Origin of the sequence: Clostridium cuniculi, assembly GCF_004353185.1 — a bacterium.
GTDB lineage: Bacteria > Bacillota > Clostridia > Clostridiales > Clostridiaceae > Clostridium > Clostridium cuniculi.
Genome location: NZ_SMUS01000006.1, coordinates 95079 through 120959, shown reverse-complemented (window position 1 = coordinate 120959; position 25881 = coordinate 95079). Strand labels below are relative to the sequence as shown.

The 25881-nt window shown below is 26.0% G+C and carries 22 protein-coding genes; 2 read left to right on the top strand and 20 right to left on the bottom strand.

Annotation, left to right across the window (positions count from 1 at the left end; genetic code table 11):
- Window positions 1–63: 63 nt before the first annotated feature.
- Window positions 64–1842, top strand: a complete 1779-nt coding sequence (locus tag EJJ37_RS04320) for an ABC transporter ATP-binding protein (RefSeq protein WP_133014367.1) — start codon at window positions 64–66, stop codon at window positions 1840–1842.
- 132 nt (window positions 1843–1974) lie between these two features.
- On the opposite strand, the gene EJJ37_RS04315 is transcribed toward EJJ37_RS04320, so the two are convergent.
- The 10 genes from EJJ37_RS04315 to EJJ37_RS04270 all read right to left on the bottom strand — a co-directional run bounded on the left by EJJ37_RS04315 (window position 1975) and on the right by EJJ37_RS04270 (window position 12910).
- Window positions 1975–4248: a bifunctional diguanylate cyclase/phosphodiesterase gene (locus EJJ37_RS04315; RefSeq protein ID WP_133014366.1), complete on the bottom strand. Its 2274-nt coding sequence runs from the start codon at window positions 4246–4248 to the stop codon at window positions 1975–1977.
- 60 nt (window positions 4249–4308) lie between these two features.
- Window positions 4309–6213, bottom strand: coding sequence for a GGDEF domain-containing protein (locus tag EJJ37_RS04310; RefSeq protein ID WP_133014365.1), 1905 nt, complete (start codon window positions 6211–6213; stop codon window positions 4309–4311).
- A gap of 22 nt (window positions 6214–6235) precedes the next feature.
- Window positions 6236–8479, bottom strand: coding sequence for an EAL domain-containing protein (locus EJJ37_RS04305; protein ID WP_133014364.1), 2244 nt, complete (start codon window positions 8477–8479; stop codon window positions 6236–6238).
- A gap of 394 nt (window positions 8480–8873) precedes the next feature.
- Window positions 8874–9143 (bottom strand): hypothetical protein, encoded by a 270-nt coding sequence (locus EJJ37_RS04300; RefSeq protein WP_133014363.1) that lies wholly within the window; start codon window positions 9141–9143, stop codon window positions 8874–8876.
- 425 nt (window positions 9144–9568) lie between these two features.
- Entirely contained in the window at window positions 9569–9868 is a 300-nt protein-coding gene (locus tag EJJ37_RS04295; protein ID WP_133014362.1) for a hypothetical protein, read from the bottom strand.
- A gap of 87 nt (window positions 9869–9955) precedes the next feature.
- Complete coding sequence (locus tag EJJ37_RS04290; protein ID WP_133014361.1) at window positions 9956–10411, bottom strand: lasso peptide biosynthesis B2 protein; 456 nt, start codon at window positions 10409–10411, stop codon at window positions 9956–9958.
- Complete coding sequence (locus tag EJJ37_RS04285) at window positions 10386–10715, bottom strand: lasso peptide biosynthesis PqqD family chaperone (RefSeq protein ID WP_133014360.1); 330 nt, start codon at window positions 10713–10715, stop codon at window positions 10386–10388. Before EJJ37_RS04285 ends, EJJ37_RS04290 begins: the two co-directional genes overlap by 26 nt.
- Before the next feature lie 261 nt (window positions 10716–10976).
- Complete coding sequence (locus EJJ37_RS04280) at window positions 10977–11900, bottom strand: phosphoenolpyruvate carboxykinase (ATP) (RefSeq protein WP_133014359.1); 924 nt, start codon at window positions 11898–11900, stop codon at window positions 10977–10979.
- A 30-nt stretch (window positions 11901–11930) separates the two neighbouring features.
- Window positions 11931–12206 carry a hypothetical protein gene (locus EJJ37_RS04275; protein ID WP_133014358.1) on the bottom strand — a complete coding sequence of 92 codons (276 nt, stop codon included), beginning with the start codon at window positions 12204–12206 and terminating at the stop codon, window positions 11931–11933.
- A gap of 236 nt (window positions 12207–12442) precedes the next feature.
- A complete protein-coding gene (locus EJJ37_RS04270) occupies window positions 12443–12910 on the bottom strand; it encodes a lasso peptide biosynthesis B2 protein (protein WP_133014357.1) in 468 nt (155 codons plus the stop codon).
- A gap of 138 nt (window positions 12911–13048) precedes the next feature.
- On the opposite strand from EJJ37_RS04270, the gene EJJ37_RS04265 reads away from it, so the two are divergent.
- On the top strand, window positions 13049–14743 hold the full coding sequence (locus EJJ37_RS04265) for an ABC transporter ATP-binding protein (protein WP_243124834.1): 1695 nt from the start codon (window positions 13049–13051) through the stop codon (window positions 14741–14743).
- Window positions 14744–14794: 51 nt separating this feature from the next.
- Here EJJ37_RS04265 and EJJ37_RS04260 read toward each other — a convergent pair whose 3' ends face one another.
- From EJJ37_RS04260 to EJJ37_RS04225, 10 genes are all read right to left on the bottom strand, one after another.
- Window positions 14795–16783 (bottom strand): asparagine synthase-related protein, encoded by a 1989-nt coding sequence (locus tag EJJ37_RS04260; protein WP_133014355.1) that lies wholly within the window; start codon window positions 16781–16783, stop codon window positions 14795–14797.
- A gap of 87 nt (window positions 16784–16870) precedes the next feature.
- Window positions 16871–17002: a hypothetical protein gene (locus tag EJJ37_RS20975; RefSeq protein ID WP_264319215.1), complete on the bottom strand. Its 132-nt coding sequence runs from the start codon at window positions 17000–17002 to the stop codon at window positions 16871–16873.
- A gap of 92 nt (window positions 17003–17094) precedes the next feature.
- The gene (locus EJJ37_RS20970) at window positions 17095–17226 is read right to left on the bottom strand and encodes a hypothetical protein (RefSeq protein WP_275547906.1); all 132 of its coding nucleotides are present in this window, start codon (window positions 17224–17226) and stop codon (window positions 17095–17097) included.
- 53 nt (window positions 17227–17279) lie between these two features.
- Window positions 17280–19916, bottom strand: coding sequence for a YfhO family protein (locus EJJ37_RS04255; RefSeq protein ID WP_133014354.1), 2637 nt, complete (start codon window positions 19914–19916; stop codon window positions 17280–17282).
- The gene (locus EJJ37_RS04250; protein ID WP_133014353.1) at window positions 19891–20868 is read right to left on the bottom strand and encodes a glycosyltransferase family 2 protein; all 978 of its coding nucleotides are present in this window, start codon (window positions 20866–20868) and stop codon (window positions 19891–19893) included. The genes EJJ37_RS04255 and EJJ37_RS04250 overlap by 26 nt, the downstream gene beginning before the upstream one ends.
- Before the next feature lie 42 nt (window positions 20869–20910).
- Entirely contained in the window at window positions 20911–21333 is a 423-nt protein-coding gene (locus tag EJJ37_RS04245) for a GtrA family protein (protein ID WP_133014352.1), read from the bottom strand.
- Window positions 21334–21673: 340 nt separating this feature from the next.
- Window positions 21674–22540 (bottom strand): metallophosphoesterase, encoded by an 867-nt coding sequence (locus tag EJJ37_RS04240; RefSeq protein ID WP_133014351.1) that lies wholly within the window; start codon window positions 22538–22540, stop codon window positions 21674–21676.
- A gap of 103 nt (window positions 22541–22643) precedes the next feature.
- Entirely contained in the window at window positions 22644–23243 is a 600-nt protein-coding gene (locus EJJ37_RS04235) for a YdcF family protein (protein ID WP_133014350.1), read from the bottom strand.
- A 105-nt stretch (window positions 23244–23348) separates the two neighbouring features.
- Window positions 23349–24560: a nucleotidyltransferase domain-containing protein gene (locus EJJ37_RS04230; RefSeq protein WP_133014349.1), complete on the bottom strand. Its 1212-nt coding sequence runs from the start codon at window positions 24558–24560 to the stop codon at window positions 23349–23351.
- Window positions 24561–24695: 135 nt separating this feature from the next.
- Entirely contained in the window at window positions 24696–25862 is a 1167-nt protein-coding gene (locus tag EJJ37_RS04225; RefSeq protein WP_133014348.1) for a nucleotide sugar dehydrogenase, read from the bottom strand.
- Window positions 25863–25881 lie beyond the last annotated feature (19 nt).

The following is a 25881-nucleotide window of genomic DNA, read 5'->3' as shown; positions in this document are numbered from 1 at the left end:
TTTTTCAGTTATAATGATAAAATGGTAATTGTTGTCTATAAGAAAAATTAGGAAGGAGATACTATGGAAAACTTAAAAAAACTTAAGCCATCAAAGGATTTGTGGATAAAGATAAAATGGATGGGGTCTTATGCTAAACCAGCAATTCCATTCTTAATATTTTCAATAATTGTTAACGTTATATTTGCACTTATAGGCATTTATAATGTTACAGTTTCAAAATCATTAATAGATTCTGCAATTAGTGGAGATTCTGAAGGAACAATTCGATGGTTAATAGTAATGCTTGTAATTACTTTAATTAGTATGTTATCAAGTCCAATAACATCATTTATGAGTACACACTCATCAACTAAATTAACACAGAATATTCAAAGAAAAATATATCAACATATACAATTTAGTGATTGGCTAGAACAAAGCAAATTCCACTCTGTAAGCTTATTAACACGAGTAACATCTGATGTTAGTAATATAAGTTCTGCTATTCTTGGTACAATTCCAAGCCTTGTTTCATTAACAGTTACATTGTTTGGTTCTTTTTATACCCTTATAAGTTGGGCCCCTTCAATAGCCTTTGCCGCTGTATTTATTGGTCCCTTTTTAATTTTAGTTGGTAAATATTTTAGTAGTAAACTTAAAGATTTATATAAAGATGCTCAGGAAGAAGATGTTAAATATAGATCATTTATGCAAGAATCTATTCAAAATATAATGATAGTTAAAACATTCTGTATGGAAAAAGTAAATATGCACAGACTTATTGAGATTCAAAATAATAAATATAAAATTGCTATGAGAAATACACGACTTTCTACCATGACCTCAATGTCCATGAGCCTTTGCTCTTCAATTGCTTACTTCTCAATATTTACTTGGGGAGTTTTAAACATTGCAAAAGGAATAACAACTTATGGTACATTTACAGGAATGCTTCAATTGTATAGTAAAGTACAAGCTCCATTTTCTTCACTAGCAAGTATGATTCCTGGACTTATTTCAACTCTAGCTGCTGCTGAAAGACTTATGGAAATAGAAGCTATTCCCGTTGAAAAAATGGCTGATGAAAAAGAGCTTGATGATATTACCAGCTTAGAAGTTGCATTAGATACTGTTAGCAATAAAGTATCTTCATCTTTTAATAAACCTAACATAATTTTTGATAATGTAAGTTTTGCTTATAAAACTAATAATAATATTTTAAATAATATTAATTTGACCATAAAGTCTGGAGAAACCATTGCCTTTGTTGGTCCATCTGGTGAAGGTAAGACAACTATCATTAGATTAATTTTATCTTTAATTAATCCTACTGAAGGTAATGTACTACTTAGTGAAGGTGATTTTGTTAAGGACATTAATAGAAATTATAGAGAACTTATTTCTTATGTACCTCAAGGAAATACATTATTCTCTGGAAGTATTAGAGATAATCTTAAATATGGTAATCCTAATGCTAGTGATGATGAAATTAAAGCTGCTTTAAGTCATGCTTGTGCCCTTGATTTTGTTAATGAACTTGAAGATGGTCTTGATACTATGATTGGTGAAAAAGGTGTTGGTATTTCCGAAGGACAAGCTCAAAGAATTGCTATTGCTAGATCCTTCTTAAGAGAAAGACCTATATTAATTCTTGATGAAGCTACCTCTGCTCTGGATCCTGAAACTGAAGTTAATGTTTTAAAGGCTGTTAGAGCTTTACCTACTAAACCTACATGTATAATAATAACTCACAGACCTTCCGCTCTTAATATTTGTAATAGAATTATGAAGTTAGAGAAAGGACATATTAAAGAGGTTAGTAGAGAAAGTATATTAGAAGTTGCCAGTGAATTAGTATAATTATTTATTAAATTGCCTCAGAAGAATGTACCATAACTATAAATAATTATTAAGGAACGAATAGTTTCTTAACTATTTATGTTATTAAAAACATCTCTGAGGCAATTTAAATATTAAAAGATAATAAATTTCCTAATTCATATATTTATCATCAAACTCTTTTGCACTTATAGGTTTGCTAAAATAATAACCTTGTGCCATATCATATCCTAGATCATTTATAAATTCTAAATGCTCTTCATCTTCTACTCCTTCTACTACAGTTTGTACATTTAATTTTTTTGCTAAACTAATTATACTACTTAATATAATCTTTTGTTTATTTTTGAATTCTATATCATTTCCCATCTTAAGAAGAAAGTCACCATCAATTTTTAATTCATCAATTTTTAATTTACTTAAACTATTTAAAGATGAATAACCACTTCCAAAATCATCCATAGATACCCTGAATCCTTTTTCTTGTAATTTTTCTATAGTATTATTAAACTCCGTAATATTATCAAGTGCCAAACGCTCTAAAATTTCTATTACTATAAAAGAATTAGATATATTATATTTCTGAGTTATATCACATATAGAATCTATATAATTAGCTTTATAAAAAGACAATTTGGATTGATTTATTGAAATTGGTATTGATTTTATTCCATCATCTATCCAACTTCTTATTTTTTCACAGGCTTTTTCTATCATATATAAGTCTAGTTTTTCACAAAATCCATTTTCCTCAAATAAAGGTATAAATTCATTTGGATAAATCATTGTTCCATCATCTTTAATCCACCTAACAAGTGCTTCAGCGCCAATTACTTTTTTTGTTTTTGAATCAACTTTTGGCTGTAAAAATAATTTAAATTCATTATTATTTAATGAATCTTGCATATTATTTTCTATGTAAATTTGTTTATATCTTTTTTTATAAATAGACTCATCATAAAAAATAAAACTTTCTTTATTCTCTTTTTCTTCTTTCATAATAAATAATGCATTATCTAACATAGTTTTATATATTATTGATGGATCATCTAATTTTAAATAACTACATATTCCTCCATATATAGTTATATTGTAGTTTTGATTATTAATATAAGAAAAAACTTGTATGTCATTTTTTATTTTATTGACCCTATTTATAATTTCATCTTTATCAGTAGATTTTATAAATACAAAAAATTGATCTGAACTCTCTCTACAGTAATACTCATTTTTATATGTATTTCTATCTAAAACTTTTTTAATATAAACTAATAATTCATCAGCCCATTTTTCTCCAAATATATTATTTATAAACTTAAACTTCTTAATATTAAAAACAACTATAGAATAATCATTTTGTGTCTTTAAAAGATGCTCACATCTACTTCTAAACTTATTTGAATTATATGCTCCTGTTAACTCATCATGATAGGCTAACTTTGTTAACATCTTGCTATTTTTTACTAAGATAAAATATGCTAGAATACCAAAAAATACAGTTATTACACCAATAAATATAAAACTTATTCTTGTTATAGATAGGACATTTAATATATAATCATCTTTTGTTTCAACAGAATTTATTAAATATATATACCAATTCTTATAATTTAACTGTTTAAAGTATATTGCATAGTTATTATCACCTAAAGTAAATAAAGAATAGTAGTCCTGCCCATTACTTAATGCTACTTTAACTTTCTCTTCGTCTAATGAACTTATTTTCATATTATAGATAGATGTTGAATCTTCATAAGCTAATATCTTTGAAGATTTTATTATAAAATTTCCATTACTATCTACCATATTAACATAATCTGTTTCTTCATTACTTTTGATTGATATATTTAAACTATAGGAAAATTGATCTATAGTATCATAAGCTATAATTACGCCCTCTACATAATCTTTATTCTCACCATAAATAGGCACACTAATTGCAACTACATTGTTTTCTAGATAATCTGAGAAAAATACATCTGATACTACTATCTTCCCATTAATGCTTTCTTCATATATTCTTTGAAGTTCAGGTTCTAATTCATTAATATTAATATAACTTATATCTTCTCTATTTATAATACTTTCTACGCCTTCTCCATTTTTATAAATACTATACATTATCATAAAATGATTTGTCTTATTTACTTCATGTAAGGTATTGTATAAAATCTCTGCATCACTAAATTTACTAGTATTAAAAAAACTTGAAATACTAATTAAGTTTTCTACATCTGAATCAATTTGTCTATCTACTTGTAATTTATATGCTTCTGCTTTAGTTGCTAAACTCGTTTCAACACTATCATAACGAGCACTATATAAAATCTTAATTAATCTTTCCCCGATAAATAAAACCCCTATAGATAACAAAACAGATATAAAAAATATCATATATAAATTTCTTTTTATTTTTCTATTATACATAAGCTTATTTTCTCCACTATAAATTATCTTATTTGAATATTCATTTTTAACTTAAGCTTTTTATTCTCTTTTATTATTTATATAAAACCCATCTTTTCCTAAATTTTTAGCTTTGTATAACCCTTTATCAGCTTCTTCATATAACTCCTTATAAGTATTAATATCATTATCCTTGTAAGCAACCCCTATACTAGTAGATAATCCATAGTTTTTATAATAATGATTTAATTCACTTCTAATATAATTTAATATTTCATTTAACTTATTTGATAGAATATCTAATTCCATATTTTTATTTATAAAAACTACAAACTCATCTCCACCAATTCTAGAAATAATATCATTTTTTCTAAAAGAGTTAGTTAAACAACTTGAAAATATCTTTAAAACTTCATCACCTATAGGATGTCCTAAAATATCATTAACTGATTTAAAATTATCTAAATCAAAAATTATTAATACACCATTACTATCATCACTTTTAAATATATCGTTTAGTCTATTCTCTAATCCTCTTCTATTTAATAGTTTTGTTAATCCATCAGTTTCAGAAATTTTTTCTATTCTATTTCTAGCTTCTTCCTCATAAGTTTTATCTAGTATCATTCCATAAAATTCACCTTTTTTTTTGAAAGATACAATACTTAAAAACTTATTATTTACACTTACAACACTTCCGCTTTTTTCTATTGATTCTATGTAGTTTTGAAAGCTTTTAGGATCTTTAGATATTTCTTCCCAACTTTCATCATCTAATCCTAGAATCTCTTGAATGTTATCTGAAAAGAAGTTCCTATTTATTAAGTAAAGACATTCAAAAACTGCAATATGAGAACTTATAGTAGACATAATTCTTGTCATTCTTTCTGACTTATACTTATAACTATCTCTCAAATAATTTAACATACGAGCTACTTCTTTTAGCTCTGTATCATATGTAACATTAAACTCTATATTATAATTTCCTGTAATTAAACTTTTTATATTTTTTCCTATAGAAAATATATCTGTTAATATATATTTTTTCATTATAAATTTAACTATTAATGTAATAACAAAGAAAACTATTAATATACCTAAAGTTAAATATATTATTTCTGCAACTAGTCCATTATAAACAAAGTCAGCATCTATATATCCACCTATAATATAATCTCCTACAATCCTTGTTTTAATATATCTATATTTCCCATTAATCTTTGCTAAACTCGCCTTTGTTAAATCTTGTAGCTTATTAATAAAATCTTCATTATTATCTATACCATCAAAGACTAATTCTTGCTCATTATTTACAGTTATACTTTCTAAAATCCCTGTATTTTTATTTACAAGGAAAATAGTTCTTTCATATATGGTTGGAATACTTTTTATCATATATTGTATAGAGTCTTTTTCTGTCATACTTTTAAAAACTTCTTTATCTACTGCTATTTGTATAACAGAATAATCTTCTAGTTTTGATTTAATTCCTATGTACATTTTTTCTTCATTTCCAATTATGCTTATAGCATCTAAATCTATAACATAATCATTAATATTGTCACTTTTTATTAAGTTCCAGAATTTATGTGCACTTTTTGAGTGTAATAAATCTAGCCCTATAGAACTTGCATCATCACTTAATACTATAATTCCATTATTATCAATAAGATATATAGACTCTATATCCATTAATTTTTTTATATTTTCTAGTGATTCTATATTTAAATTTTCTTTATTTTTATTTAAAATATAATCTATCGCATAAGCCCTATTTAAATAATCATTTTCAAATAATTCTTCAGTTGTTTTTAATTTTGATTCAATTTGATTATAAGAGTTTTCAACTTGAGAAATCATTTGTGATATGTCACCTTTTGCAAAATTGCTTTTTATAAAAAACATAACTACTATAGAAACTAAAAATATAGCTATAAATATAACTGTAAAAATCGATATAATTTTTCTTAAAATTATTTTCTCCAAAAGTTTATCCCCCAGATTCAATTTATATATCTTTATTAATTAATAAATTTTCAAATCTTTCACAATCTAATGGTTCTGAAAAATACTCTCCTTGAATTTCATTACATTTATTTTCTTTTAAAAATTCAAATTGTTCCTTAGTTTTTACTCCCTCTACAATAACTTTCATATCTAAATTATGTGCTAAATTAATAATTTCTTTTACAATATACTCTCCTTTTTTATTACCTATTTTATCTACAAAGCTTCTATCCATTTTTAATATATCAAATTTGAAATCTTTCATTGAACTAAATGATAAATATCCTACTCCAAAATCTCTTAATAAAACTTTAAAACCATAATTACGCATTTTATTTATTATTTTTCTTAACTCTTTATCATTTGTAAATAAACTACTTTCACTTATTTCAAATTGTATGTATTTAGGTGATATATTATATTTTATTAAAATTCTTTTTAAGTTATAAAAATCATCCATATTATTTAAATAACCACGAGAACTATTTATTGATACTGGAACTATTTCTATATCTTTTTTTTGCCACTGATTTATTTTGATACATATATCTTCAAAGATTAATTCCTCAATTTGTCTTGTAAATCCAGTCTTATCACTTATATCAAAAAATTCTGATGGGAAATATATTTCTCCATTTGATTTATGTAATCTACCTAAAGCTTCACATCCTGTAATCTTTTTTGTTTTACAATCAAACCTTGGCTTGAAAGAAGCTTTAAATTCCTTTTTTAATATACCTTCTTTTATTTCCTCTTGTAACTTCTTTTCATTTGTTTCATTTCTAGCTAAGATTTCATCATAATATGTAAAAGGTTCCGTCTTAAGTAGTTTATTCTTATTTTTAGCTATGTTAGCATGATTATATATTTTTTCAAAATTACACTCTTCTTCTTTTATTTCATAAATTCCTATGTATAAATTGTTAAAAACTTTATTACTATAATTTATTAACTTGGAATCACTTATTACTTTGTTTAATCTAGTTTCTAATTCTTTTTTATTTTTATAAAAATATATAGCTGCAAATTCATCTGCATATCCGTGGGCTATAATTTCTTTATCATATTTTTTATTTTTAATTAAGACTTTAGATATTTCTTTAATTAAATAATCTCCAGTATTAACTCCATATATTTCATTAATAACTTTAAAATTTTCTATATTATAAATAACTAAAGCTGATTTATATTCTTTATTATTTATTTCTTTATCTAATAACTTTTCTTTTAGATAATTTTTATTATATAAACCTGTAAAACTATCTCTGTATGCTATTTTTTGTAAATAATCTTTTTCTTTTATTTGCTTCCTTATAAAATACAAAACTGTGCTTAAAGCTGAAATAAAGATAACTATAGATACAATATGTATAATATTATTTATAGGCAATATTCTTTCTGTAAGTATGTCTACTGGAACAACAGTAATTAAGAACCATCCATTTATATTTAAAGGTGAATATACAGCATATTTATATTCCCTATAGTAATATTTGGTATATTCGCTAACATTATTATTGATTCCATCCTTTATATCATCTATTGCTTTATTATTTATCTCTTTGATATTTGATGTTTCACCCTCATTTATTAAACCATTAAATAAATTTCTATCATAATACTTTTCCATATTTGGTGGGTCAGATATTACGTTCCCATCTGAATCAATTATATATGAATATCCATTTCCACTAAATGAAGATACTTGTAGTAAATCAACAAACTCCTCTGTATCATACATAGCAAAACATATTCCTTTGACTTCTCCGTTAGAATTAATAATAGGTACACTATATACATTTATATCTGTTTTATCCCCCATATCTTCTAATGTTTCTGTAACATAATTTTCTCCATTCATACTATGTTTAAAATACTCTCTATCTGATATATCAAATATTGTATTGGAGCTCATATATGTAATTCCATTTGGTAATGCAAGTCCTAGCTCTCTAAATCCAAATGCCTCTGCAATTTCTCCTGTATATTCATGACTATTAGCAAAGTCTTCTTCTGTATAATCACTAAATTCTTTAGCTATAATATTTAATAATTTAAATTTTGTATTTATTACATTTTGGATTAATTTTATATTTTGATCTGATATATCATTAATAGACGTTACTAATTGTGATTCTAATTTCTTATTAATATATCTATCAAAAGAATATAATATTGTAATAAGAATAACAGAAAATAGAAAAACTATACTAACTCCTTTGCCTATCTTATATTTTTTAAACATGTTAAATACCTCTACAAATACCAGTTTTTTGTCAAAATTATAGCATATTAATCCATTTTTTAAAATATATTAATATTTTTTTACAAAATATTTTTAAAAAAAATACAGTGATTATATTGATTTTTTTAATTTTAATAAATATTCTTAGAAATTTTTTAATTATTTACTTAATAATCTATATATTTTTCTTTTATTAGAAATAAAAAAGAGATATTGATAATGAATTAGATTTCATTATCAATATCTCCCCTTTATTACTAAGAAGACCTTACAGCATATCTTAACTCGATATTAGTAACATCTAAATTATTTCCATGTTGATCTTCATTTTCATTTGTTTTATTTACTGATAAATTAATAAAATCAATCTCTAGAAATACTTCAATTTAAAATCTTAAGATAGACCTACTGATGGTTTAGTCCCTTTGAGTACTTTTATCCATGTATTACTTACTTTGCAATCACCACAAGTTTGATTTGGCGTTGTATATATAATCCCATCGCTCGTTGTTCCTCTGTCATCAATATCACCTCTAGGATCTCCATAACAACTTGCACATATCCACTCATATCCTTCTGGTGCATAAATACCTGTAGTTGAAGCTCCCTCTCTTGTATTCTCTACTCCTAAAACTTTTAATTCTGGTTTTTCCCATTTTTTCATTGTTAATTCTCTCCCTTTTGTTTATTTAAGTATCTATACCCCATCGCTATATAAATACTATTTTTAAGTAATTATATTTTTGCTCTTTATTATATAAAGTTAGTAATTTTTAAATACTACTTATTTAACTAGCTTTAAATTACTCCTAGTTATATTAGTATTAATTAAAACTTCTACATATAATATAAAGGCATATTTATTATATATTACAAATCCAATTTATGTAAATTACACTTTAGAGGAATATTAAGTTTATATCTATTACTACTTTAGTAGCAATAATAAAGTTCTTACTTAGTTATATAGACATACTGTAATAAATATTCACCTTGAAGAAATACAACTTTATCATATATATAATAGAAATAAACATTAAAAAAGAGGATTCAAATTTGAATCCCCCTTTATTATCATCATTTAACCCTTTAAGACATTCCCCCAACTGATGCAGCCTTAAAGCAACAACATATAGGATTACCTTGTGCATCATAATGACTTGGATTTGTGCATCCTGATGAAAGGACATGACCATTTTGTTCTACTCCAGCAGTGTGATTTCCACTATTGTTATGCTCCCCATTTCCTGTTTTGTGACAAGGATGTTTATTGGCTTTAAAAGTTGAACTATCACTAGTTACAACAACTCCACAAGAACACTCTGTTTCTTTAGTATGAATTGCATCTGAAGTTTTTAAATCTGGATTGCTCCAATTTTTCTTTCCCATAAAAATACCCCTTTTTATTATTTTTATAAAAATTGCATATAAAATATACAAATTTACTTACAAATCTTTAATCAATCTTTATATTTTTTAGTTAGCAAACTTAGCTACTACTGTATATTGATCTCGAATAGCTCCACCTGTAACATAATACTCACCACATCTACTCCAGGCATGAGCCTTCATTTCATTTCCTTCTTTTCTTACTCCTAAATAAATAGTAGTAGAAATCCCCCTTTTCTTAAGCATTCTTTGTGCTGTTAAAGCTTGTACTAAACATTTGCTTTCCCAAGGAGTCTTGCTAGAGGTTACTGCAACAATCCAAGATATATGCCTAGCTTCTTTGTATACTTCTACATCAACAGTCGCTACAGATTCTTCCTTATGTTTACCCATACCCTTTCTTAACTTATTAAATGGCACAAAAAGTATAAAGGCTCTATACATCCCTTCATAAATAAATGCTTGTATAAATTCAACTCTTAGTTTATTATCTATACTAAAAAAAATCTTTATCTTTCTAGCTAACTCTGATAAGATCTGCATTATTCAATCTTTCCAAAAATTCAATCACTGTATCTGTACAAGTTTCTTCATCAACTTCATATTCAGAACGTAAAGCATCTACAATACCTTTGACATTCATGGTTTCATTGATAATTTCCCATATCCTACTTCCAACTTCATTCATCATGAAGTACTCTCCTTTATCAAGGTTCATCATTACTTTTTCTCCATCTAAATCTGTATCATCTATTTCTAAATTTTTATTAATTATTGTATCTAAACCTATTTCAAAATCTTTTTTTATTTTTCCAACTTTCCCATTACCCTTTTTAAAATTAATCATTCTTATTATCCCATCCTATTCTACCTAGTTTAAATTATATCAATCTACTTATTAATACATATAAATTTTACCAATTAATTCAAATTTATTAAATGGTACTAATTTAGCATTTTATTATTACCTACAAGAACTACTATCAATTTAATCACTTTTATACTTAAAATATAATATTTTAGTATTATATTTATTTTTTGATTCAATAAAAAAGTTACACAAAATGGCTGTATATCATTTTATGTAACCTATTTTAATATATTCACTTTATACTACGACTTCTTTAACTCCTAGTATTTCTCCTTCAATTAATTCAATTTGTTCATCTACAGTAAATTTATTTGCTGGTCTAGTTATCTTAAAGAATCTTATATTTTTAGCTATATCAAGACACTGTTTAAAATAAATTACATCCATTTTCCCTAAATGCTTGATATATTCACCTCTATATATATTTTCAATTATATTATTTAATTTTTCACTACCTCTTAGTTCCTCAATAGTTACTTCTTCAACATCACCAACAGTTAATTTAACTATTCCAACTAATTCTCTTTCCTCATAAACAAATTCATCTAATTCTGGTACAACATATTTAACTTCCTTATCACTCATAAAAGAACTATAAGCTTCTTTATCGTACCCAAACTTATCCATTGCACTTTCACATAATTTTTGATATGGAAAACCTGGCATTACATATGGAACTCTATCTATCTTAACTCCTGCAACATCATCAGATATAAATTTATATCCTTTTTCTCTTAATGCAGTAGTTAAAGTAGATTTTCCTGCTCCTCTATCCCCAGTGAATATTACTGCCTTATTATCCATCTCTATAACTCCACCATGAATAGCAACCATCTTCTTTTGAATCATAACAAACCCTAGGCAACTACACATTAGATAAATTTTCATAAGCTTCATATCAGCATTATCACATAATTCTACTTCTATTTTATTACCATTAGTTACACAATAAGTTGCTATATCATTTATATGAAACCATATTTTATTATTACTTAATTTTATTCTTTTCCCCTCTTTTATTTCTTCTTTAATTTCATCAGACATTCTTGCATATGATATAGATACTACATCTTCACTGTTTATACTATCTAACTTTACAAATTCTTCGATTTCAATTTCTGACTTAATATTTAGTCCATAAACATAATAATTATTTATCACCCTAATACCCCTCATTTAAACTCACTTTTACTAAGAACCTGTTATTCCTGGAACATCCTCCGGTGGTGCTACTGGATTATCTGGACAAACTCCTCCATCCCCTTTATCTGGAAATTGCCCTGGTCTATTTGGTTTATGTGGATGTCCTGGCCCAAATCCTGGTTTCCAATGTTGCCCATGCCAAACTGTAGATAAGTCTCTAGCTCCATATGCAGCTATAGCTCCTGCCTCACAATAACAAATTACTTCTTGAGTTAATGTTGAGTTTAACATTTCTAACTCCGGATTTATCCATTCCTTTTTCATTATTATTCTCCCCCTTGTACCTAATTCTTTTATCTAATTAATTGGTATATCACTTTCTAGTAATTACAATAATAATTATACACTTACGTATATTTTCATGTAAATTAATCCCAAGAATAATAATTTAATTAACATTTACTACTTAATTTAAATTACTTAATAATAATTATATTTTTACTATCTAGGAATATGCTTTTCATCACATTCCAATTAATACTTTAAACATCAACAATAACTTACACAAAACAATCTGCAAACTTTGCCACAACCGCAAATCCTTTCATTTCACTTCCACCAGTAACACAATACTCTCCACTTCTGATCCATGAATGAGCAATCATCTTACCATTTTCATCTTTTTTTACACCTAAATACAAAGTGCTAGATATACCTTTTCTTCTTAACATTTTTTGAGCCGTAAGAGATTGTACTAAACATTTACTTTCCCATGGCGTAAATCTAATAACATTTGCAATTATCCAAGATATACGCTGTGCCTCTATATAACTACTATTATCAACAACTCTTTGAGATTCTGCTTTGCTTGTTCCAATTTTTTTTCTTAACTTATTAAAAGGAACAAATAAAATATACATCCTAAAAATCCCAGTATAAAAATACGCATATAAAAAATCAAATTTAGTTTTACTATCAATCTTATTAAAAGTTTTAACCTTTCTCAATATGATAGAAATATTACTCATTCATAATTCCCCCTATAAAAACATAATAAAATATAATTTAATTTTATCATTTATTGTTTTATTTTTGAATATTTACCTTTATTTTCTAATATGGTAATATATTACTGTACGTATATTTTAGAAAGAGAGGAACAAAAATTGAAGAATTCTATATCAAAGATGAAGTGGATATTTACTCAAAGTAAATCTGCCTTATTCCCTTTATTAATAATAGTTATATTAGGCGGTATAACATCTATCACCTCAGTATATAGAGCTTTAGCATCAAAAACACTGATAGACTCTGCTACATCTTCACAAAACAACTTAATCACTAAATGGGCAATAATATTGGTATCACTTTTATTAACTGAACTAATATTTAAAGGTATTTCTTCAGTACTATCAACATTTTGCTCAAATAAAATCTCAAACAAACTTCAAGAAAAAATATTTAAACATATAACTTATAGTGAATGGCTAGAAGAATCTAATTATCATAGTGTAAATTTACTAACACGTCTTACTAACGATGTTGATACAATAACTAATGTTATAGTGAGCGTATTTCCTGGAATAATATCACTCTTAACAGTGCTTATATTTTCATTTGTCACATTACTTGCTTTGGACCCTATAATAGCAATTGTTGCTATAGTATTTTGTCCTGCTTTGATTCTTTTCACAAAGCTACTTACTAAAAAACTAAAAAAATTCTATATAGACATACAAGATGAGGAAGTTAAATACAGATCCTTTATACAAGAAAGTATTAATAATACTTTAATTGTAAAATCTTTTACACTTGAAAACTCTAATATAATGAAACTTAAAAATATACAAAATACAAAATCTAACTTAACAATAAAACATAGCTTTTTTACAACTTTAGTTAATTTAATTATTCAATTAGGAGTTTATGGTGGAAATATCTTTGTTATGTGCTTTGGTGCCTTTAAAATTGCTGCAGGCTTATCTTCCTTTGGTACATTAACAGCATTATTACAACTATTCAGTAATATACAAGGACCATTTGCAGCTTTATCACAATGTATACCTCAAATAATATCTGCAATTGGAGCTACTGAAAGGCTTATGGAAATTGAAAACTTATCATCTGAAAATACTTCTAAATCTAAACTTAAAGATATTACTAATAATTTATATATTACTGGTACCGATATCAATTTTTCTTACAAAAAGGAATTTCCAATATTAAAAAATATAAACTTTAATATAAAACCTAATGAAACAGTTGCATTAGTAGGACCATCAGGAGAAGGAAAAACTACATTAATAAGGCTTATTCTTTCACTAATTCATCCTAGTTCAGGAAATCTATATATTTCAAATAATTCAATAAACGAAAATATTATACCTGATCATCGTAACTTAATTTCTTACGTTCCCCAAGGGAATACGTTATTTTCAGGCACTATAGAAGAAAACCTAAGAATAGGTAATAAAGATGCTTCAATGGATGAGATAATAGAATGTTGTAAAATAGCTCGTGCTTATGATTTTATAAACTCATTAGATAATAAATTTAATACCTTAATTGGAGAAAAGGGACTTGGTATATCAGAAGGCCAAGCTCAACGTCTTACTATTGCTAGAGCCTTATTAAAGAAAAGTCCTATATTAATATTAGATGAAGCTACCTCTTCTTTAGATGGGGATACGGAGCTTAAAGTATTAGAAGGTATAAAAAATCTTAAACATAAACCTACATGTATTATAATAACCCATAGACCTTCAGCTTTAGAAATATGTAATAGGATATTTAAACTTAAAAGTGGAACTCTTAAAGAAATTGAAGCTCCTATAAATGAAGTAGCTGCAAGTTATAGATAGATAATAATAAAAAAGTTTAAAATAAAACAAGCTTCCCCATGGAAGCTTGTTTTATGAATTAACCACTATTTCTTCATTCTCAACCATTTCTCTATATTGCAATAAAAATCTATAAAAAACTAATGGTATCAAAATTAGCTTAACTTCATTTTGAATTATATTATCGTTAAGTGATTCAAGATTTTTATACTTGTTCATCAGTCTTTCAACCTTTGGAACATCAACATATCTCTGTACATCTTCATCATTTAAAGCTTCTTTAACAGATTTAATGATATTATTCCAATTAGGCTTCAATCTATCTACCCAATCAGCACTTTGTCTTCCTCTCTTCCTCCAATTAGTTCTTATTTCTTCAGGTAAATACCCTTCCATAGCACTTCTAATTAAATATCTTTCCTCACCTTCATGGACATATTCTCCACTAGGTATACTTAAGCAAAATTCCATTATTCTCTTATCTTTAGTAGGGTCCCTCTTAATAATTCCATACTTTAAAGAATCCTTAGTCTCCATTATAGCTATATGTGATAAGGTAGCTGCATCTAATATATTTTTTCTTATTTCCTTTAAAGTTTTAGTTTTTGGAATTATAGGGTTATAATCATTTTCTTCAAATCTTTTTTTAACATTATATCTTTTTGCTAAGTCTAATTTTACAACACTATCTTCAATTCTATTTTCAACAGTATACTCTTTTCTATGCCTAAATTTTCTAATGCTATAAGGTATACTATTGGCAAAAATAGTACTATAAATTTGCTTTTTAGGCTTTCCATATCTCTTATTAGCTGCATTTACTTCTTTAATTATTTCTACTATATTTCCTTCATGTAATAAAGTTTGAATATGCGTAAAAAAGTCTCCAAAAGAAATACTAACATTCCCATTTTGCCCTACTAACATAACTTTTACATTTTCTTCTGAGCACTTCTTTGCCATACCTGTTACCCAATAAGAATTTTCAAGCGTTTTTATAGGTTGCTCAAAAATACTTATAAATTCATCTATATTAGTTAATGAATTAATACCATCATTTCTACAATACTCAACTTGTAAATTGCCACAATAATCCTTTAACATTTCAACAAAGTCACTTTCATCGGCAATTCTTCCACCAACAACCTTATCTTTATAACTATTTAAAGGTACAAAGCTATACCCATTTAAGACTTTATCTTGCTCCTTTAAAGTTTTAGTTGCAATTGCAGCTATGGATCCAGAATCAAGACCTCCACTAACCATTATTCCAACATCACCACAAGTTCTTAATCTACAATTAACAGCTTCCTTAAATATTTCTAAAAACTTCTTTTTATATTCCTCATGATTTTTTAAATTTAAAGGCTTTAAATCTTTTAAAGGATTCCAGTACTTATTTGTTATAATTCCATCCTTTTTAACAATCATAGTAGTTGCTGCTTCTACTTGATAAATTCCATTATAAATAGTTTCTACTGCTTCATAATTATGCATTGGCCCTGCTAAAGCAAAGAAATCAGTTAACCATCTTTCATTTAATCCATCATTATATACTTTAGGAAATATTAAATTACTTAATGTACCAAAGGCAAAAACTCCATTATTAAAAGTATAATAAAAACTTCTACTTCCCATATGGTCTCTTACACAAAATAATTCTTGTTTCTTTTCATCCCAAATTACAAAGTTAAAATCACCTAATAAATATTTAGGACAATCCTCTGCCCATTTTTTATAAGCCATTAAAATAAGCTCACTATCTGTTATAGCATTATTTATTTTATGACCATCCTTATTAAACATTTCAATTAACTCTTCTCTATTATCTAAAATAGCATCAGAAACTAAAATTAACTCATCGTTATGTAAAGGTAATACTTCGCCTTTATTTTCCTCTGTAATAAATACTTGTCCACTAATCATTAGATAATTATTTCTTAATATGTAATCTATATTATCTACCTTATATAAATTTATAATTTCTATCATACTATCTTTTAGATTTTCATTAATACCTTCATTGTTAAAATTTATAATTCCACCAATAATTCCACTCATATCTTATACCCCTTTATCCTTATAAATAAAGAAATCTAAAGGAAAGAATTTAATCTTCCTCTAGATTTCCTTTATACTGAAATAATATTAGCTTCTGCTATCCCAGTAGTTTCCATCTGAATCATAAGTAGTTGCATCAACATTATTAAGATGTGTTGAACTTTTTTCAGTTGATTGTACCCCTAATTTGTTTAATTCTGGTTTTTCCCACTTTTTCATTTTAATCACCTCATCATATTATTTTATATAATAAACTATTAAAGCTTACTATTTTCTTATTAAATACCCTTAATTTTTTATGCTAAATAATATTAGCTTCTGCTATCCCAGTAGTTTCCATCTGAGTCATAAGTAGTTGCGTCAACACTGTTAAGATGTGTTGAGCTCTTTTCAGTTGATTGTACTCCTAATTTGTTTAGTTCTGGCTTTTCCCATTTTTTCATTTCAATTCCCTCCATTTTATATAATTTTATATAATAACAAGCTATAAAGCTTACTATTGGCTTAATTTATTAGTTTTATTATTGTAATATTTACTTTTCTTCTTAGCTATTTCTACAAAAACAATAATAAATATTGCTACTAAAGAAATAGTTGATCCTAATAATAATCCTGGAGTTTTATACTTAAATTCAATATTATGATTACCTTCACTAAGCTCTACTCCTATTAATCCATCTAATATTTTTATATATTCAACTTCAACACCATCTACAGTTACACTCCATCCTTCATCATAAGGAATAGAAGTATATAATAAAGTTTTATCCTCTGTTACAGTAATATCTCCACTAATGTAACCATCTTTATATACTGTATTAGTTATTGTATTTTCATTTAAATTATTATAAATTTCTTCAAATTTACTTATATCACAAGAATAAACCTGCAATTCTTTTAATGAAAATTGCTCTCTTTTTAAATTAACTTTTATTTTTATTTCATCTCCTGCATTATATGTTCCAATATATTCAACATTATAGTTTCCACTATCAAATTGAGGAAATTCCTTAGAATCATTTATAGTAATTAAAACTTGATTATAATTATTAATCTTGTTTTCATATAATTCAGATTTTAAAAACATATATACTGGATTATTATCACTAGCTTCAACAGTAAATATGATACTAGCATCTTCATCTTTATTTACTTTTTCATAATATATTTCGCCTTCCTTAGTTGTTGAAGTTAAATTATTAGATTCTATTTCCTTTAATTCTAAAGGCTTATTAATTATTTCTTCACTCTTTACCATTGAGCTTAAAATATTATTATTTAAATCAAATGTATTAACATTTGAAGTCTTTACATCTTTTAAATCTTCATTAACCATAAATGCTATTGGTAATGCAAAAGGATTTTCATAAACTATATATTCACCTTGCTCTAAAACCTTTTTATAGTAATTATTTTCTGTATACTCATAACTTGAAAATTTTTCTGACCTTACTGCTGCTATTTGATATTTAAGTCCTAACAAAGAATCAACGCTTATAAGTCCTCCTCTGTTATACCCTTCAAAGCTTGGTGCAGTCTTAAATCCCATCTTTTCCATAAACTCTTTTGTATTGCTATCATTAGATGAGCTTGAATGAGTAATACCATAATAATTTAATAACATTGAATCATCATAAGTATTAGTAAAAACCTCTTCCATTCTATAGAAGTTGTCCATTTCTTCTCTTAACTCGTTAACTATAGGTTGCATATCATTTATATAGTTATATATATACTCTCTTGGTGCATATGATTGTAAAACTAAACAACTATATGCATTAATAACTAATTCCACTGAAACAAGTAGTGCTAATGCTGTTTTAACAATATTTTTCTTATTTATTATTTTGCTTAATACTTTTAACAATGTTACATAAGCAACAAAAAACATACTAGTAACTAATATTTTAGTTTTAGTTAATCCCTCATAATTCCCAATTGAAATCCATATTGATGTTACAGATCCTATTAAAAGTAAAACTATAACTTTTATTTTTGATAAATTTTCATCACTTATAAACTCCTTATAAGCTAAATTGATAGACAAAAATGATATTAAAAACGAAAATCTATATGCAAATCCTACAGGATAATCAAATCCATGCCATACTAAATTTAATGTACTTATAAAAGTGCTTAATAAAAATACTATCATAAACATTCCAGAAGAAATTCTTTCTTTTTTGCTTATGTTTTTATTTATGAAATATAGTAAAACTAATATTGTTATAATTACTCCGCAATATATATTAGTATAACTTCCGGTAATTTGCTTTAAACTAAAATTTCCTATAAAAAGCCTAGCTACTACTTCTGATGGTTCTATCATTATTTCTGGAGCCGATTCAAATAACTTAAATTCAGCTTTTCCTGAACTTAATGATAATATTGTTGGAACAAGTATAAATGCTGATAATGCACCAGATATTGCAGATGTTCCTATAAATGTTCCTATTTTTTTTAATGATATTTTATTATTTAATATTATTTTATAAATAAAATATAGTACTGAAAAAATACATACCATATAACCTATATAATAATTTGAAACTATTGTTATAAATAAAGTTATTACATATAACTTATATTTACTTTCATTTATAAGCTTATCTATTCCTAGGGCTACTAATGGTAATAATATTATTGCATCTAACCACATTATATTTATCTGAAAGTTAATATTATAAGCCATAAAACAATAACATAATGAAAACATTAGTGTTGTTATGTTTTTTTTCTTATAAGTTTTACTTAAATATATAGTAGATGTTAATCCTGCAAATCCTAATTTAATTAATGTTATAAGTGCTATAACTTCTCCTATATATTCTTTTGGAAACAATGCTATAATTAAATTAAAAGGACTTGACATATAATAAGCAAATAATCCTGCAGTATTCCCACCTAAGCTTTTACTAAAGCTATAAAATATACCTGCATCCCCTGATAATATATCTTTTACTCTTGATAAAAAAGCTACATATTGTAAATACATATCACTTGTTATTATATTTTTATTTCCAAATGGATATATACCTATTACTGCATAAATTATTCCCATTAATATAATTGGAATAATAAATGATAATAAATAAACGTAATTTTCTTTAAGCTTCAATTTTAAATTCTTCATTAATCTCAATTTCCTTATTCACTAGTATTTTTTGATCTTTAACTATATATAAAGGTCTTTCCTTTATCTCTAAATATGTTTTTCCTAAGTATTGCCCAAGTATTCCAAATAAAAATAACTGAACACCACTTATTAATAAAGTAACTAATATTGATATTAAACTACTTGATATAACTGAATTAGTACTTATTCCTTTGATTATTAAATATATTCCAAGAATTGTAGCTATTAGACATAATATTAAACCTAAAAATGAAGAAATAAGTAATGGTACTGTTGAAAATCCTATTATTCCATCTAAAGAGTAAGTAAACAATTTAAATATAGACCATTTACTATTTCCAGCCACCCTATTAATATTTTCATGTTCTATCCATTTAACATTAAATCCTACCCATTGAAATATCCCCTTAGTAAATCTATTTTTTTCTTTAATTGAAAGTACTGCATCAACAAACTTTCTATTCATCATTCTATAATCTTCTTCCCCTTCTCTAAAATCTAGTTTTGTGATCTTACTTGCTAGTTTAAAGAATGCCCTTGAAAAGAATGATCTTATTTTACTTTCTCCCGTCCTATCTTTTCTGTATGCAGCAACACTATCATACCCTTCTTTTACTATTCCATAGTACATATCCTTTATTAATCTTGGTGGATGCTGCAAATCTGCATCTATTATGACCACATACTCTCCTATTGCTGCTTTTAATCCAGCATATATTGCTGCTTCTTTTCCAAAATTTCTAGAGAATGATATATACTTAACTCTACTATCAACTATTGAGTAATTTTTTATTATACTTAATGTCTTATCTTTTGAACCATCATCTATAAATAATATTTCAAAATCAACATTTTTCATTTCAGAGGCGACCTTAATCATCTCATTATAAAAACTTTTCAATACATCTTCTTCGTTATAGCATGGTACTACAACAGTTATTGTCTCCATGAGATTAATCCCCCCTTCTCTTTCTCATTTAAATTATTTAACTTAATTATTTAATTGATCTACTTTTTGAAATACAAATACCTTACTAAATATAAAATTTAGTACTACAACTATTACTCCTATTACCAATTTGGATATAATATCATTTACTTTTATCATGTTTACTAATAAAAATAGTAATATCATTTCTATAACTCCAGATGTTAATCTACAGTTTACAAATTTAATAAACTCTTTAATTACTACGTCTTTATTCTTATCTTTACTATTAAAGACATAAAGTTTATTAGTTACATACGCGAATGAAACTGATATTATCCAAGAAATTATATTGCTTATAAGATAATTAATACTTATAATGTTTGAAAAAAAATAATATGATATTAAATTTATTATTGTTGTTAATATTCCAAAAATCACATAGGAAATAGTTTCTTTATTTAATATTCTTTTCATATTATCCATTTATTTCCTCTCAACTTTTCTACCTAATTATATATTTTATTACATTTTATGGAAATACTTTTTTAGAATTACTCCTATTGTTACTCTATTATACTAGCCCTGGCTAAAGTATTAATTTATCAGCCTTTTCAAAACTATATCTAAAAAAAGAAGCTATTATTCTTTTATACTTTTGTAATTTTTCACAAAAATTTCATAGTTTTTATTATGTCTATATACAAACATTTGCCAAATATCCTAACAACTTAAAATATTCTCCTATAATAATTTAATTTCTCTATAATATGAGCATGTAAAAAAAGCTGATTCTATTTTTAGAACCAGCTTTTTTTTATATTACTTATTTACTTTTTAATGTTATAACTGTAATTTCGGGGTTATTAAAAATTCTTAAATTAAAAGAAGATGCTCCTATCCCCCTATTTACTATCATTGTAGAACCATTAACTTTAAATTTCCCTGCAGCATATCTAGGAAATATTTCTCTTTCCGGTGATAAAAGTCCTATATTAGTAAATGGAATTCTTACAATTCCTCCATGCATATGTCCCGCTAAAACAAGATCGGCACCCCACTTACTATATTGTTTAATAAATATTGGATTATGTGCTAATAATATATTAAACTTATCAGTATCAGCCTCAGGCAAAGTCTTTTCAACATAATCACTTTCTAATTGCAACTTACTCACATAAACCCCAGATGGCCAATCTAAAGGGATATTAACTCCATATAAATTAATTGACTCATCTCCTTTATATATTTCTACATACTCATTTTTTATTGTAATAACTCCTAACTCTTTTAGAAAGCTCATAAAATATAAATATTCTCCTGGAGCTAATTTTTCAGCTAAATGCTCATGATTACCATCAATATAATATATAGGATAAATTTCAGCTAATAGTTTAACTAACCTTTCAAACTCCTCTGTCTCTGTCATATCATAGCTTATCATATCACCAGTCATTACAATTATATCTGGGTTAATTTTTTTTATTTTACTTATTATTTTTTCTGTAGTATTTCTATATCCCTTACTATGAAAGTCAGATAATTGGACTATTTTAAAATTATTAAACTCTTCTGATATTTTTTTATTTTTAATCGTATATTTTTCTACATCTATTTTAATAATAAAACTCATAAACAGCTCTATAGCAATTAAAATTATACATATTAATACTATGATTTTCTTCTTTTCCATTCCACCTCTCCCTTCCTATATTTTGCAATTTTACCACATAAAAATGTATACATATATTGCACATTTTAATTACTTAATATATCTTTACCTGTATATTTATTACTTATATATATCCTTTTGCCCAATATCCTGCAAGTTTAAGGTATTCACTTATTATAATTAAAATACTATTTCCCTTTGTCCACCATTTAGTAGTAAATTTATCTTCAGCAGCTGGTCTTACAATTACTTCTACCTTCTTTCCATTTACAATTACATCTTCCAATGCTTTTTCCATTGTAGCTTTAGCTCTTCTAGTATGATAATCTGATGTTACTAATATTATAGATTCAAAATTATTCTCCTGAATTATTTCTTTTGTAAATTTAGCATTATCACTAGTTGTTTCTGACTTGTTCTCAAGTATAATTGAATCTTCATCAGCACCTAACTTAATGGCATGATCCTTCATTAATTCAGCCATTGTAACATCATCATATACCTTCCCCCCTGAAAGTATTAAATAATCTCCATATCCCTTCTTTAAAAGCTCTACACCAACTTCAGTCCTAAATCCATTATCTCCACTAAAAACAACTATAGCATCTGCTTTTTTTAAATCATCACTTACTACAAGAAAATTTCCTAAATTAAAAAAACAATAAATTATTCCTATTAAAAATATACTAGCTATACCTATAATAATCTTTCTTTTCATGCTCATAATAAGCCCTCACTTTCTTATTTAAAAATGACCTATAACACTTAAAATTGCTATAGGTCATTTACATTTAAAATCTTTTATTTACTTTTTAATATTTTCTTCATCTTAAAGTTCTAACCACCTAACAACCTTGTTTCTGCTTTTAGCATTGCTAATTGTAGATGTTAAGAATTTTTTCTTACTCTCACTATCATATTCTTTACTTGTAATTCCAACATATATATGATGTATCCATGCTATGGGTAATAATATTTTGTATTTCTTCGCATATGCATATCTATCTGATAATTTACTTGGTGGTGGTAATATAACCTGAATATATCTCTTTAACATACTGAAGGTACTATCATCATCTATATCATATCCAACCTGTGCTCTAAATGAAAATGATAAATCCCTTTGTCCATAAACCCCACCTGTAAATATATCATTAACAACTAGCTTAATTATTTCATCATCTTCACTTTTATTTTCTATATTTAATTCTTTAGGTATTTCCATACCAAATAAATAATTACAAACCTTGAACATCCCTGTAGAGAATTGAGTTAGCCCACTTTTCTCTGCTTTTTCTCTAAACTCATTCCATTTTATTTCATTTCCTTTATGTTCAACCAATAAAACCAAATCTGCTAATTGCCTTACTCCAAATCCTGATATAGCCATATGCGAAGCCATATGTGCACATAAATGTAACGCTAAATCCTCTAAACTAAGTGAAAGGGTATCTACTCTCCCAACCTTAACTTTCATAGCATCATCCCATATTTTTTCCTGAAAGCACTCTTGACCTTTTCTAAACGTTTCATTTGCCAGTGTCCAGTGAATTTCTAAATTAAAGTCAGCTTTCATAAATGCTATATGATGTCCTGCGTCTTCCTCTTCATGGAATCCTCTTTCTAAAAGTAATTTTCTAACTCTTTCTAAATCACTTTTATATATAATTACATCCGAATCACACATGGTTCTAAGGTCTGGTTTAGGATAATACTCTCTGACTACTAATCCCTTTAAGACTATTACTGGTATATTATTTTCATTAAATAATTTTAATATTTCTGCAGTCCTTTTTATATGATTAGATTGTCTTATAGCCGAATAAAAAGTAATTTTTTTCAATTTATCTATTATGTCTTTATCAATATTATTATCTTTAATATTTTTTAAAGCAGGATATATTAATCCTGTTATACTATGGGCATTTGCCTCATTTATTACTTCATCCCAATCTACATCTTTACTATAATCAAGTTTTGGAACTGTATTATGTATAGATGCATTTAACAAGTCTATTATTTGTTTTTGAATTAAGTTCATTATTGTTACCCCTTATCTTAAAATATGTTATAATTTTAACTTATTTTACATTTATTAACAACGCACCTTGTTACTACTTCCAAAAAATAATAAGTATTACATATAATTATTTCTATATGTAATACTTAAGTATAATTAATCCCTGTTAAATAAATCTCTTGTATAAACTTTTTCTTCTACATCAAATAATTCCTTTGATAATCTATTAGATACAATAACATCACTTTCTTTCTTAAACTCTTCTATATCTTTAACTACTTTAGAATTAAAGAAACTATCTTCTTTTAATACTGGTTCGTATACTACAACTTCTATTCCTTTAGCCTTAATTCTCTTCATTATTCCTTGAATAGAAGAAGCTCTAAAGTTATCTGAATTCGTCTTCATTGTTAATCTATATATACCAACCTTCTTTGGATTTCTTTTTATTATTTGTTCTGCAATATGATCTTTTCTTGTCCTATTTGCATCTACAATAGCTCCAATTATATTATTAGGAACATCGTTATAGTTAGCTAATAATTGCTTTGTATCCTTAGGTAAACAATAACCTCCATATCCAAATGAAGGATTATTATAGTGAGAGCCTATTCTTGGATCTAAGCATACTCCTTCTATTATTTGCTTTGTATTTAATCCTCGTACTTCTGCATAAGTATCTAACTCATTAAAATAAGCTACTCTTAACGCTAAATATGTGTTTGAAAAAAGTTTTACTGCCTCTGCTTCTGTTGAATCTGTAAATAATACTGGAATATCTTCTTTTATTGCTCCTTCTACTAAAAGATCTGCAAACTTTTTAGCCCTTTCACTTTCTTCTCCTACTATAATTCTTGAAGGATATAAATTATCATATAAGGCCTTACCTTCTCTTAGGAATTCTGGAGAAAATATTATATTTTCAGTTTCAAACATTTCTCTTACTCTTTTTGTATATCCAACTGGCACTGTTGATTTTATTATCATTGTTGCATCTGGATTTATTGAAAGTACATTGGCTATTACCGCTTCAACACTTCTTGTATTAAAGTAATTTTTCTCTGGATCATAATTTGTTGGTGTTGAAATTATTACATAGTCTGCATCTTTATATGCCTTGTACACATCTGTAGTTGCAACTAAATTTAACTCTTTATTTCTTAGGTAGTCTTGTATTTCACTATCTATTATTGGTGATACTTTATCATTTATCATATCTACTTTTTCTTGTATTATATCTACTGCTACTACTTCATTATGTTGTGCTAATAGGATAGCATTTGCTAGTCCCACATATCCCGTTCCTGCTATGGCTATTTTCATTAATTCTTTCCCCCAATAC

Coding starts and splice junctions, on each gene's coding strand:
- EJJ37_RS04320 (WP_133014367.1), top strand. CDS start 64: ATGGAAAACTTAAAAAAACTTAAGCCATCAAAGGATTTGTGGATAAAG.
- EJJ37_RS04315 (WP_133014366.1), bottom strand. CDS start 4,248: ATGTATAATAGAAAAATAAAAAGAAATTTATATATGATATTTTTTATA.
- EJJ37_RS04305 (WP_133014364.1), bottom strand. CDS start 8,479: ATGTTTAAAAAATATAAGATAGGCAAAGGAGTTAGTATAGTTTTTCTA.
- EJJ37_RS04300 (WP_133014363.1), bottom strand. CDS start 9,143: ATGAAAAAATGGGAAAAACCAGAATTAAAAGTTTTAGGAGTAGAGAAT.
- EJJ37_RS04295 (WP_133014362.1), bottom strand. CDS start 9,868: ATGGGAAAGAAAAATTGGAGCAATCCAGATTTAAAAACTTCAGATGCA.
- EJJ37_RS04290 (WP_133014361.1), bottom strand. CDS start 10,411: ATGCAGATCTTATCAGAGTTAGCTAGAAAGATAAAGATTTTTTTTAGT.
- EJJ37_RS04285 (WP_133014360.1), bottom strand. CDS start 10,715: ATGATTAATTTTAAAAAGGGTAATGGGAAAGTTGGAAAAATAAAAAAA.
- EJJ37_RS04275 (WP_133014358.1), bottom strand. CDS start 12,206: ATGAAAAAGGAATGGATAAATCCGGAGTTAGAAATGTTAAACTCAACA.
- EJJ37_RS04270 (WP_133014357.1), bottom strand. CDS start 12,910: ATGAGTAATATTTCTATCATATTGAGAAAGGTTAAAACTTTTAATAAG.
- EJJ37_RS04260 (WP_133014355.1), bottom strand. CDS start 16,783: ATGAGTGGAATTATTGGTGGAATTATAAATTTTAACAATGAAGGTATT.
- EJJ37_RS20975 (WP_264319215.1), bottom strand. CDS start 17,002: ATGAAAAAGTGGGAAAAACCAGAATTAAACAAATTAGGGGTACAATCA.
- EJJ37_RS20970 (WP_275547906.1), bottom strand. CDS start 17,226: ATGAAAAAATGGGAAAAGCCAGAACTAAACAAATTAGGAGTACAATCA.
- EJJ37_RS04255 (WP_133014354.1), bottom strand. CDS start 19,916: ATGAAGAATTTAAAATTGAAGCTTAAAGAAAATTACGTTTATTTATTA.
- EJJ37_RS04250 (WP_133014353.1), bottom strand. CDS start 20,868: ATGGAGACAATAACTGTTGTAGTACCATGCTATAACGAAGAAGATGTA.
- EJJ37_RS04245 (WP_133014352.1), bottom strand. CDS start 21,333: ATGGATAATATGAAAAGAATATTAAATAAAGAAACTATTTCCTATGTG.
- EJJ37_RS04240 (WP_133014351.1), bottom strand. CDS start 22,540: ATGGAAAAGAAGAAAATCATAGTATTAATATGTATAATTTTAATTGCT.
- EJJ37_RS04235 (WP_133014350.1), bottom strand. CDS start 23,243: ATGAGCATGAAAAGAAAGATTATTATAGGTATAGCTAGTATATTTTTA.
- EJJ37_RS04230 (WP_133014349.1), bottom strand. CDS start 24,560: ATGAACTTAATTCAAAAACAAATAATAGACTTGTTAAATGCATCTATA.
- EJJ37_RS04225 (WP_133014348.1), bottom strand. CDS start 25,862: ATGAAAATAGCCATAGCAGGAACGGGATATGTGGGACTAGCAAATGCT.